This is a genomic window from Pseudomonas sp. IT-232MI5 (assembly GCF_949767845.1).
Lineage (GTDB): Bacteria > Pseudomonadota > Gammaproteobacteria > Pseudomonadales > Pseudomonadaceae > Aquipseudomonas.
The window spans coordinates 333,131-345,199 of sequence record NZ_CATKQE010000059.1; the positions used below are offsets into that span (position 1 = coordinate 333,131).

At 57.4% G+C, this 12,069-nt stretch carries 8 protein-coding genes; 2 read left to right on the plus strand and 6 right to left on the minus strand.

The window, feature by feature from the left end:
• Positions 1-108: 108 nt before the first annotated feature.
• From ACM6JQ_RS26340 to ACM6JQ_RS26365, 6 genes are all read right to left on the minus strand, one after another.
• Positions 109-354: a ferredoxin family protein gene (locus ACM6JQ_RS26340; protein ID WP_003225615.1), complete on the minus strand. Its 246-nt coding sequence runs from the start codon at positions 352-354 to the stop codon at positions 109-111.
• A 27-nt stretch (positions 355-381) separates the two neighbouring features.
• Entirely contained in the window at positions 382-2,112 is a 1,731-nt protein-coding gene (locus ACM6JQ_RS26345; RefSeq protein ID WP_007918182.1) for a fumarate reductase/succinate dehydrogenase flavoprotein subunit, read from the minus strand.
• Positions 2,109-2,876 (minus strand): GntR family transcriptional regulator, encoded by a 768-nt coding sequence (locus tag ACM6JQ_RS26350; RefSeq protein ID WP_007918183.1) that lies wholly within the window; start codon positions 2,874-2,876, stop codon positions 2,109-2,111. The genes ACM6JQ_RS26345 and ACM6JQ_RS26350 overlap by 4 nt, the downstream gene beginning before the upstream one ends.
• A 183-nt stretch (positions 2,877-3,059) precedes the next feature.
• Positions 3,060-4,025, minus strand: a complete 966-nt coding sequence (locus tag ACM6JQ_RS26355) for a Gfo/Idh/MocA family protein (RefSeq protein WP_095113409.1) — start codon at positions 4,023-4,025, stop codon at positions 3,060-3,062.
• An 11-nt stretch (positions 4,026-4,036) separates the two neighbouring features.
• Positions 4,037-4,924: a Dyp-type peroxidase gene (locus ACM6JQ_RS26360; protein ID WP_414894946.1), complete on the minus strand. Its 888-nt coding sequence runs from the start codon at positions 4,922-4,924 to the stop codon at positions 4,037-4,039.
• Positions 4,925-5,504: 580 nt separating this feature from the next.
• Positions 5,505-6,602 (minus strand): AraC family transcriptional regulator, encoded by a 1,098-nt coding sequence (locus ACM6JQ_RS26365; RefSeq protein ID WP_414894947.1) that lies wholly within the window; start codon positions 6,600-6,602, stop codon positions 5,505-5,507.
• A gap of 211 nt (positions 6,603-6,813) precedes the next feature.
• On the opposite strand from ACM6JQ_RS26365, the gene ACM6JQ_RS26370 reads away from it, so the two are divergent.
• Together ACM6JQ_RS26370 and ACM6JQ_RS26375 are read left to right on the plus strand one after the other, a co-directional pair.
• On the plus strand, positions 6,814-7,761 hold the full coding sequence (locus ACM6JQ_RS26370; protein WP_414894948.1) for a transporter: 948 nt from the start codon (positions 6,814-6,816) through the stop codon (positions 7,759-7,761).
• A 181-nt stretch (positions 7,762-7,942) separates the two neighbouring features.
• On the plus strand, positions 7,943-11,881 hold the full coding sequence (locus ACM6JQ_RS26375) for an Ig-like domain repeat protein (RefSeq protein ID WP_141232672.1): 3,939 nt from the start codon (positions 7,943-7,945) through the stop codon (positions 11,879-11,881).
• Positions 11,882-12,069: the final 188 nt, after the last annotated feature.

Here is a 12,069-nt window from a genome sequence, read left to right on the forward strand (position 1 = left end):
TTCCAAATGTAGGAGTGAGCCTGCTCGCGATAGCGGTTTTCCAGATGTTGATGTGCTGACTGAGACACCGCTATCGCGAGCAGGCTCACTCCTACAGGGGATCGGGTTTCAACGCAGGAGATAGGGGATGTCGACTTTGACGGCACCCGTCGGGCAATCCTTCTCGCACGGCATGCAGTACCAGCATTCATCGAACGCCATGTAGGCCTTTTGCGTCGCCGGATTGATCGCCAGCAAGTCCATCGGGCAGACATCCACGCACACGGTGCAGCCCTTTTCGGCGATGCATTTGTCCTCGTCCACGGTGACGGGGGCGTTGGAGCGGAAGAAGATTTCCTGAGCTTGATAGGCCATGGTTCGGGCTCTCTGGTTATTGATGTATCAAGCGGCGAAAGCGCCGACCCGCAAACGGTCGTAAGCCTGCATTTCCTCGGCATCGAGCGGGATGATGTAAGGCTCGACGGCTTTCTTGAAACTGGTCATCTGGCCGTCCTCGCCCTTCTTCAGGTGGCAATGACAGAACCATTCGCTGTCGTTGCGTTGCGGGTGATCGACGCGATAGTGGTACAGGCCCCAGCGGCTTTCGGCGCGGAACAACGAGGCGCGCGCGGCCATTTCCGCGCAGTCGCGGATCACGCTGGTTTCCATCGCGCGCATCAGTTCGTGGGCGTTGTTGGCCTTCATCTGCTCGAGATCGCGTTCAATGTCGCTGAAGCGCTGCAGGCCAATCTGCATCTTTTTGGTCACTTTCGGCGGTTGCAGGTAATCGTTAACGAAGCGCCGCAGCTTGTACTCGACCTGCGCTGGCGGCAGACCGTTTTCACGATCCAGCGGTGCGTAGACCCGAGCCTTTTCCTTTTCGATTTGCGCGGCATCCAGCGCGGAAAACTCGCGCCCGGCGACAAAGTCGGCGGCGTTGTGCCCAGCGAACCAGCCATACGTGAACGCGCCGAGCATATAGTTGTGCGGCACAGCGGCCATGTCACCCGCCGAGTACAACCCTTTCACCGAGGTCTCGGCACGCTCGTTGACCCACACCCCAGACGCCGAGTGGCCGCTGCAAAAGCCGATTTCGGAGATGTGCATTTCGACCATTTGCGTGCGGTAGTCGGTGCCACGATTGGCGTGGAACTGGCCACGGCTCGGGCGCTCGTTGCTGTGCAGGATTTCCTCGATGTTCTGGATGGTTTCTTCCGCCAGGTGATCGAGTTTGAGGAATACCGGGCCGTTGCCGCTCTCCAGTTCCTGATGGAACTCCCACATCATCTGCCCGCTCCAGTAGTCGCACTCGATGAAGCGTTCGCCCTTGTTGTTGGCGGTGTAGCCACCCAGCGGGCCGGTGACGTAGGCGCAGGCCGGGCCGTTGTAATCCTTGATCAACGGGTTGATCTGGAAGCACTCGAGGTTGGCCAGTTCGGCACCCGCGTGATAGGCCATCGCGTAGCCGTCACCAGCATTGGTCGGGTTTTCGTAGGTGCCCATCAGGTAGCCCGACGACGGCAGGCCGAGGCGCCCGGCCGCGCCACAGGCGAGGATCACCGCTTTGGCCTTGATCACATGGAAGTCGGCAGTGCGGCAGTCGAAGCCCATCACACCGTTGACGGTGCCCTCCGCGTCGGTCAGCAACCGCGTGCAAACGAGACGATTGGTGATGCTCACCCGCGCACGTTTCAATTGGCGATAGAGGACTTTTTTGATGTCGTGCCCTTCCGGCATCGGCAGCACGTAGGCGCCCATGTGGTGGACTTTTTTCACCGCGTAATCGCCGGTTTCATCCTTCTCGAACTTCACGCCCCAGCGGTCGAGTTGTTCGATGGTTTCGAAGCTGTGCGTTGCATAGGCGTACACCGCCGCCTGATTGACGATGCCGTCGTTGGCGATGGTGATTTCCTTGGTGTACTGCTCCGGTGTCGAGTGGCCGGGGATGATCGCGTTGTTCAGGCCGTCCATGCCCATGCTGATCGCGCCGCTGCGTTTGACGTTGGCCTTGTCGACCAGCAACACGCGCAGGTCGCGGTTCTTTTCCTTGGCTTTGATCGCGGCCATCGGCCCTGCGGTGCCGCCGCCGATGACGACGATGTCGTATTCCTGTTCGAGCACGTTGCGGGTCATGCCTGCTCCCCTTTTTGCCGGTCGATCCGCAGGCGGTACTGAAACGCATCGCCACGGTAATAAAGGTGTTCGAAGTCCAGCGGCTGACCTTGCGCGTCGTGGGTCAAACGTTCGATGCGCATGATCGGCGAGCCGGCCTCGACGTTCAGCGCCTGGGTCAGGTCGCTGTCGGCCAGCACCGCGTCGATGGCCAGATCGGCGTGGCCGAGGGCAATGCCGCAGTCGTTTTCGAGAATCAGGAAGATGTCGCGGGTGACCAGATCGGCCTTCTCCAGGCGCTCGCCGACGGCTTTGGGCAGGTAGGTGATTTCCAGCGAAATCGGCTCACGGTTGATCAGGCGCACGCGTTTGATTTGCGTGACGATCTCGCCTTCGGCAACTTGTAAACGTTCGGCGACGCGCTTGTCAGCCGGGATGAATTTGAAGCTGCGCAGGCGGTTGATCACCTCGTAGCCACGCCCGGTCATCGACTCGGCGAGGCCTTGCAGGCTGCTGACGTTCTGAAAGGTTTTCGGCTTGGCGACGAAGGTGCCTTTGCCGTGGATCTTGAAGATCAGCCCTTCCTTTTGCAGATCGCCAAGCGCCTGGCGCACGGTGATGCGGCTGACTTTGAACAGCGCGCCGAGTTCGCTTTCGGAGGGCATCTGGCTGTCTTGCGGGTATTCGCCGTCGAGAATGCGCGCACGGAGAACGTCGCGCAGTTGGGTGTGCAGCGGGACACTTGATAAGGAGAGCGGGCTAAGAGAGAGAACGTTATCGGTCATCGCGGGATCACTTGTCATAACGAGTTATGACGTGATCTTAGAGTTGTTATGACAAGGTTAGAAATATTGTTTGGGCATAACCTTAGATTCGGTGTTGAAAATCAAAAGATCGCAGCTTTCGGCAGCTCCTACAGGGGATCGCGGTTTCATGTAGGAGCTGCCGAAAGCTGCGATCTATTGATCTTAACGTTTGAGGATCTGGTCCATGACCCAGTCGGTCTTGAGCGCTTGTTCGGCGACTGCAGGGTGTTGTGAATCACCACGAATATGCGCATTCATGCCCAATACGTGATGCCACTGGATGTTTTCGTGATGAGGGATGTCCAGGCTGACGACTTCATCCGCATGCAGCTGCACAGAATGCTCATCAAACACCGAAAAACCGATCCGCCCGAGGCTGCCGATGATCTCGACCCGATCCTCACGCCGATCCGCAACAAAGCTCCAGCAACCCATGCCCAGCGCCCCGGAGGCGAACCGCCAACTGGCGCTGACCGCATCCTCTGCCGCGTACAACCCGGCCTGACGCGCGGTGAATCCGGCGACCTCGACGATGTCGCCAAGCAGATACTGGAACAGGTCAAAGCCATGACTGGCCAGATCGGCAAAGTAACCGCCACCGGCCACCGCCGGATCCGTGCGCCAATTGTCGCGACCGTCCAGATCCACCGGCGAAGGTGCCTTGGTCAGCGTCCAGCTCAAGTGCCGAACCTCACCGATGCGCCCCTCCGCCAACCATTGCCGCACCTGCGCAAAACGCGGCAACGAACGGCGATAGTAGGACACAAACAAGTGCAATCCGGCCTCGGCAAACACCTGCTGCATCTCGCGACTTTGTCCGGCATTCAGCGCCATCGGTTTTTCCACGCAGCAATGTTTGCCGGCGGCGGCGACTTTCAGGCTGTAGGCGTGGTGGCTGTCGGGTGGCGTGGCGATGTACACCGCGTCCACCTCGGGATCGTTGATCAGCGCATCGACGTCGGTGTAGACCCGCGCGATGCCGTGGCGCGCGGCGTAGTCGGTCACCGCTTCGAGGCGTCGGCCCATCACCGCCACCAGCGCCGAACCGGGCGCTTTGTAGAAGGCCGGCCCGCTCTTGCGTTCAGCGACGCTGCCACAACCGATCATGCCCCAGCGCACCACGTCCATGTTCATTCCTTTTAGCCGATGCGCAAGGCGCGCAGATCGAGGTGACCGTCCTTCAGCGGCGGGCACCAGTAGTAGCCGCCAGTGATCGGCCGGCTGATGCGATACAGACCATCGGTGATGCCGTCTTCCAGACCACTCATACGGCGCAGTTGCGCTTCGAAGGCATCCAGCGAGAAGCCAAAAGCAAGGAACATCAGGCCGGCGCGATCACCTTCGATCCACGGCATCGAACGACGCACGACGAACGCTTCCGGGGCGAAGCTTTCCTGCGCGGTGCGTTTGACGTGGGCGGAGACCGGGGCGTCGTCGATCTCTTCGTTGTCGCTGAGGCGACGGCCCATGATGTTGTCTTTGTCGTCGGCGGACAGTTTGTGGAAACCCTTGAGGTCGTGCTGCCACTGCTGGATCGCGGCGAAGCTGCCACCGACCATACCGTCAGCGCCTGCGCTTTGCAGGGCGGCGGCGATGGCCGCTTCGTCGTGCGGGTTTTCGGTGCCGTCTTCGTAACCGGTGAGGTCGTGGCCGTCCTTGTGGCGGAAGGCTTCCTGCATCTCGACCAGACGCAGGGCCGGGGCCAGTTCGGCCTCGAGGGCGTTGCAGCGGTTGAGCAGTTCACCACGGTCGACGCCGTGCAGCCACACCCACAGAGCGTGCTGGGTCGACGGGTTTTCGACGCCAACGCCAGTCATGGCCGGGAAGCTGCGCAGGCCGTCGATCTGCACGTTGAGGGCCTTGGCCAGGGATTCGCCGAAACCGACCACCGCCGACTGGCCGTCTACCTGATTGATCAGGTTGTCGATCGCCTGCGGCAGCGCTTCCACCGACTCAAGGGCGAAAAACAGATGACGTGCTTGCGCAGGAACTGGGGTGGCGAGAATGCCCGGCTGGTAGTAACTCATGTGAACTCCTTGGGAAAGTGCGCGGGAGTTTACCTGTGACCGGAAGGTTTGTGGGGGTTTGGACGCAAGTCAAAAGCCCCTCACCCTAGCCCTCTCCCAGAGGGAGAGGGAACTGATTCGGGGATATTAAAGATCTACACCGACTTGAACGTACATCGGTGAATCCATAATCGACACAAGATCTTTCAGGTCGATGCATGACTCAAGACACTACGGTCGGCCCCCTCTCCCTCCGGGAGAGGGCTGGAGTGAGGGAATGATCGAGGTGAGACAGCGAAATGAGCGTGCACCTGTCAATCCATGATCGACGCGATCCTTCAGGTCGATGTAACTCGCAAGACCTCGGTCGGCGCCCTCTCCCTCCGGGAGAGGTCTGGGGTGAGGGAATGATCGAGGTGAGACACCGAAATGAGCGTGCATCGGTGAATCCATAATCGACGCGATACTTCAGGTCGATGTAACTCGCAAGACACCTCGGTCGGCCCCCTCTCCCTCTGGGAGAGGGCTGGGGTGAGGGAATGATCGAGGTGAGACACCGAAATGAGCGCGCATCGGTGAATCCATAATCGACACAGATCTTTCAGGTCGATGTAACTCGCAAGACACCTCGGTCGGCTCCCTCTCCCTCCGGGAGAGGGCTGGGGTGAGGGTTGGCGTCATTACGCCAGGCGCTAGGGCTCAGCCCCGTCCAACGCTTGAACGCTCGGCGAAAACTGCGCACATCGCTGTAGCCCACCTCTTCGGTAATCCTCTCGATCGGCATATCAGGATTGGCCAGCAAACTCAGGGTCCGCGCCTGCCGCACCTGCTCCAGCAACGCCTCGAACGTCAGCGCATGCTCAGTCAACCGCCGGCGCAAGGTGCGGCTGCTCATATTCAAATCACCAGCAATCTTTTCAATGTGACTGCCACTACTCAGATCCCGCGCAATCGCCCGTTCCACAGCCTGAATCAGATCAAGCTTCTGATGCACCTGCGCCGCTTCCAGCTCCAGCAATGCCACCGCCTGACGCAACGCCAGCGAATGATGATTGGGCAGATTCACATCCAGCCATTGCCCATCGATCAGCATGCGATTGTGCAGGCAACCGAAGCGCACATCCGGCCCCAGCAGGCGGTGGTATTCGCTCAGATAATCCGGCGCGGCGTGCACGAACTCCACGGCAATCGCCTTGAACTCAGCCCCTGCCAGCGCGCGACCGTATACCAGCAGACTGGCGAAAAACTCCTCGACTGCGAACACCTGCACATCAGCGAACGGCAAGCGGCATTCCGCATCGAGATGCACCTGGCCGCCGACCACATCGACGCTGGACACTACGATCCCGCCCGACGTGTGCTGATGCCGAATGCCCAGAGCAAAGGCATCACGCAAGGTCTTGCACAGCGACAACACGTGCCCGAGCAGGCCCAAGGTGCCGAGTACGTTCTGCGCCCCGACCCACAGGCCCAAGCCCTGATTAGGCAGCACTTTAAGTGCGCGCTGAATCATCGCCACGGCTTGGCGATAGGAAATCCGCTGCGCCGGATCCTGCAGGTCTTCAAGGGTAAAACCCAGCCCACGGCACAGGCTCTGGGAATCGATGCCCCTGTTCTGCACGACTTCGGCGAGGGTTTGCAGGAGGAACGGCGAGACCAGCGCCAGTTCGAAGGTCGGGTCTTGGACTTTTACGTTCATGGGGGCTGACATTCCGGATCACGCTTGATTGTTATTTTTGTAACCGGTTGTGTCGATGGAAGTTAGCACAAGGTTTACGGACTGTCCGCAGATGCCCCCCTCGGTGTCCGCCAAAACCCTGCCCCATCGTACGCCAAACGCTTATTTCTAGCGTACCGGCGCTGCGAGCGACCGGTACCAGGTCCCAATCACAATAATAATGAGGACAGTCATGAGCCAGAACCGTGCAACATCCATCTTGCCGCTCGCCCTTTTCATCGCGGGTTGCACCCTGACGTTGCCCGCCCTTGCCACCGAAGCCGGGGTCGACAACATCGGCACCGGCACCGACGGCTTTTTCATGCTGCCGCTGGAAGTCGACAGCCTTCCGGAGAACATGGTCGCGTTCAACCTCTACTACAACCATTACAAATCGCGAAAGCTCAATATCAGCTCGTTCGGCGGCAAGGTGCCGAATGTCGAAATCGAATCCACTGCAGTGATTCCGCGCCTCGATTATCTAAGCCCGGTGCGGATATTCGGCGGACGCCTGGCCGGTTACATCGCCCAGCCGTGGTTGAAGCAGGAAGTCTCGGTGTTCGGTTTGAGCGACACCCGCGAGGGCATGGGCGATACCACTATCGCGCCGATCATTCTGTGGGACATGGGCAAGAACCTGACCCTCGGCGCCGCCGTGGAGATCACCGTGCCCACCGGCGAATACAGCGTCGATCGACTGGCCAACACCAGCAACAATTTCTACACCTACAAGCCGCTGTTCTCGTTCACCTGGCTGCCGACTGAACGCACCGAAGTCTCGATGAAGACCACCTACAGCTTCAACGAGAAGAACAAAGACACTGACTACAAGTCCGGGCAGATCTTCCACTTCGATTACTCGGCCAGCTACAAGATCACCGACGACTTGATGCTCGGCGTCAACGGCTACTTCCTCAAGCAGACCACCGACGACAAACAGTTCGGCCACACCGTGCAGTTCGCCGGGCAGGACGTCGATGACGGCGTGCGCGGCAAGGTGTTCGCGATTGGCCCGGCGCTGCACTTCACGTTTCTCAAGTACGCCAGTGCGGAGATTCGCTGGGCCAAGGAATTTGATGTGGAGAACCGGCCGGAGGGGGAAATGTTGTGGGCGAAGGTGAGTATTCCGTACGCCTTTTGACCCTGCCAGATTGCGCTCAAAAGCGAACAGTGCTCAGACGGGCGCCCAATAAACAGAATCACCCCGCACCTGACCGTCCGTCTGAAAACCACTTCCCCCTGTCAGATCTGACAGTAGTTAATGAACGATGACTGGGGCTAAAAGGGAATCACCCGTTTTTCCCTTTCAGGCGGTATTGCTCATGACTTCTTTCAGACTTTTTCGGCTTCCCCCACGCAGAGATTTATCCGTCACACCGTTGCAAATCTATCCGCTGTACATCGCTGACATGACTCAACCGGTTGTGAATGGCGACGGCGGTATCAACCTGGCAACGTTCGAAAACTACGAGGCTGGCATCTTCAGTGTTATCGACCCATACCCCGGGATGGGGGCTGGCGATGAAATCGAGATTTTCTGGAACGACAACGTCATCCACGAACTGAAAATCAAGCTCGAAGATGTCAATGAAAGATTGTTCTTCTTTCTCCCGACCACTGAAATTGCCCCCGGTTACTCCGAGTGTTATTGCCAGGTGACCCGTTCAGGCGAACCACTCCCTGACAATCCCTCCGCCGTATTGACGCTGTTGGTCAAATTGAATTTGCCCGCCGGCGAGGATGAGGAGCAGCATTTTCCCTGGCACTCACACCTCGATCTGGTCGGGTTGCCACAGGATGTCATCGACAATGGTGTCAGCAAAGAGTGGTCGAGCAAGGGTGTGCCCATGACCATCAAGCACTATCGAGAGATGACGGTGCGCGATGTCATCTGGGTGCGCTGGGGCAGTGTTCTTCTGACCCCGCACGTAGTTACAGAAGCCGAGGCCGACGGCACTCAAGAAATTGTCATCACCGCGTCGCCCGGCGACATCCTGACCGCTGGCGATAGCAATTCGTTGCCGATCAGGTACGAAATCCATGATGAGGTCTGGAACTGGTGCGAGAAATGGTCGAAGGAGACTACGGTTCAGGTAGATGGCGGCGCTGTTCGATTGGACCCGGCCATTTTCGAAGATGCCGATGAAGGTGAACTCCATCTCGATCGACTGGACCATCAGGCGACCAACCTGCTGATCCGGCTCGAAACCAATAAAGAGTTCACCACGGGCGACACGATCGTGATCAATGTCGCTGGTGTCGGGAGCACCGGAACCGCGCCTCGCACACTGACCGAGGAAGTCACTGTCGGCAATCTGCCTTATATTCTTGAGTTCCCGATCCCTTTCGCATTTGTCAGTCTCTTCGCCACCGGAACGCTTGATGGCTCCTATGTACTGCACAAAAAAAGCGATGGCTCGAAGCTCTATTCCAAACGCACCTTCGTCAAGGTAATCGGCAACCCGGCGCTGTTGCCGGCGCCTATCATTGAAGAGGTGATCGGTGCCATTTTGCCTGGGGACAGCAAAGCAGCGACCGTATTGATTGCCTACCCGAGCCTTAAAACCGGTGACACGATCAACATGATCTGGGAAGGCACGAAATCAGACGGCAGTGCCTATGTGTATGAGGAACTGTATGACGTCAGCAGTAACGATCAGGAGGCAAAGCGTACTTACATCACTGTGTTGCAAGAGCACATCCTCGCGTTGAACAACGGCAGCCTCAAACTCTATTACCGGGTGTACAACGACGATCCTGCCGATTATGGACTCAGCGAGTCTGACTTTTTGCGGGTCGAAGTACGCGCACTCCCCGCCACACTGCCGGCCCCCGATGTAGAAGAAGCCAAAGATGGCGTGATCGACCCGACACTGGTTTATACCCAGGCGCATGTGCTGGTCAAACCGGTCAATTGGATGAAGGGCGACACGCTGACTTATCACTGGATTGGTTCCACCTTTGATGGCTCAACCAAAGGCAGCATACCCATCACTGAGTTGTCTATCGACAAGACCGCACGTTTTCGGGTGGATGCGCAATACGTCACGACCAACATCGGCTTTCCGGTCACCGTGATTTACACCCTGCTGCACGCCGCCACCGGGAAATACAGTTATTCTGCACCGTTTCGGGTAATCGTCGGGGTACCGCTGGGTCGACTGCTTCCGCCTGTGGTCATCCAGGCCTCCGACAACACCCTCGATCCGATGGATGCGCTCAACGGTGTCGATGTCGAATGCAGCTACGACACCATGGATGAGAAGCTGGATCAGTTACGTCTGTTATGGACAGGTACGCCCGGCTCCGGAACATCGGAGGACCTCGAAAAACCCGCCGAAGCTGACGGTACTGTTACCTTCCACCTGCCCGCCTCTGTGGTGGGTGCCAACATCCTGAGCACTGTATCGGTCAAATACGCTGTGCAGCGCCATAAGTTATGGACGCAATCAGAGGAATTGCCGCTGAATATTCTGGGTTTTCAGGATCCGGAAAAAGACTTGCCTGCGCCCGAAGTTCCGCAAGCCGTCAATGCCGTTCTGGATCTGATGGAGTTCAGCGGCGACGCCAGTATTCTGGTCAAACCGTGGCCCTTCATTGCCGAAGGGCAAGTCGTGGATCTCAATGTTGTAGGTCGTGCCAGTACCGGCGTCCACATCATCGAAGTGCTCAAAACACATAAAATCAGCAAGCAACAAGCCATCACCGGGCTTAATGAACCGTTGCTCAGGTCCGATTTACTGAAGTTGCTCCACAGCTCTCCAGCCACCGTGACATGCTCGGTGATATTCAATGGCAGTGAGGACGCAGCAGTCGAATTTCCGAACCTGCCTTTGACGATACGCACACGCTACGACTACGTAACACCGATCATCACCAGTGTGAAAGATCCACAAGACAAGGAGATTCCAGAAGCGACCGTGACCTACGATAAACGCGTGAAAATTCAGGGTACCGCCACTCGGGGGGAAAAAGTCCGTGTCATGATCAACAGCGCCCCACAAGACATAGTCGATGTCATCGCTCCCGGGACCTGGGAATTGATTACCGGTAATTTGCTCGAAGGCTTGCAGAGCATAACGGTCGAGGCCTTGTATGATGCCGACCCGCCAATCAGTCGGCCAAGAACGTTCACCATTGGTATCGCCACCCGGCCCAGTATTACCGCAGTCAATGACTCACTGGGGCCGGTCGCCAATAACGGAACAACCTACGATACCGAAATTGCAGTGGCCGTCTCAGCAGATCCGAATCAATCGGTGCAGCTTTACAATGGCACCAATGCTATTGGCTTGCCTATTTCCCTCGACGGTGATGGCGCCGGCGCAATCACTCTGACTGATCTGACGGGTACAACATACTCCCTCAAAGCCAGAGCGATTTATGGTGATCAGTTGGAGTCCCCAGCTCATAACTTTACTATCAAGCCGCACGACGCAATAACGCTGACCTCAATCAGGCACTCGGGTGGTGAACTGGCGGAGGGAGGAAGAACCTATGACAGTTCGGTCACTCTGACGGGCAGGTTCACACCCTTATATGACGTACAGGTTTACGACAACGGAGGTGGGAAACAGATCGTGCCTACCGGCCAAAACGGTGCCTGGACAACCAGTCTTGCGATTGATACTGGTGAACATGCGGTGTACGTCAAAGCGCTGTCGACGAACCAACAATCCAATACCCGAAATTTCAGAAGAGATCCAATACCACCGTTGTACATTGACACATCCACCGCTTATCTCAGTGGATACATGGTCAGACATACCAACAGACCCGTGACCAATCCTCCCGCTGGAGCCTATCTAACTCGAGGCGCCAGCGGTGGCATACCGCCCTATCGCTATAGCACTGACAATACAGCCTATCTCCAGGTCGACGCTTCAACAGGGAGAGTGATTGGTGTACGAAATGGCGGTGCTCGCGTGATCGTTACAGATAGTCGAGGATCTACGGCGTCGTATTCTGTTTCTGTTCAAAACGTCTGGTATATCGCCAATTACGGGGGCGGACGCCATAACCTGGGAACCATGTCAGCAACTGTGAACAACGCTGGAGGCCAATTTCCAGCCATTGGCGATTACAACAATTTGCGCTCAGTGTACGGAGGGGATCCGGGGGGATATTCCTATGACTTCTACTGGGTAGCCGATAGACACCAATGGGGATCCCACTGGTTGCTACGCCCGGGAGACGGGGTTGTTTATGGGTCAAATGACAACGGCAGAGTGGGGTGTATCGGCGTTCTGCTGCGGACCTGATTGAACACATCACTGGAAAGCACAACGGACAAATGAGCATTCATTTGTCCGTTGCTTTGTAAGAACGATGAAGTAATAAACGTTGTTTGAAAGATTGCGATCTTGCTACCGCCCGTCAGAAATCCGCACACACCTGTCAGATCTGACAGGTGCGCTTTTCCCGGTTTTATCCCCTAATCACTCCATCG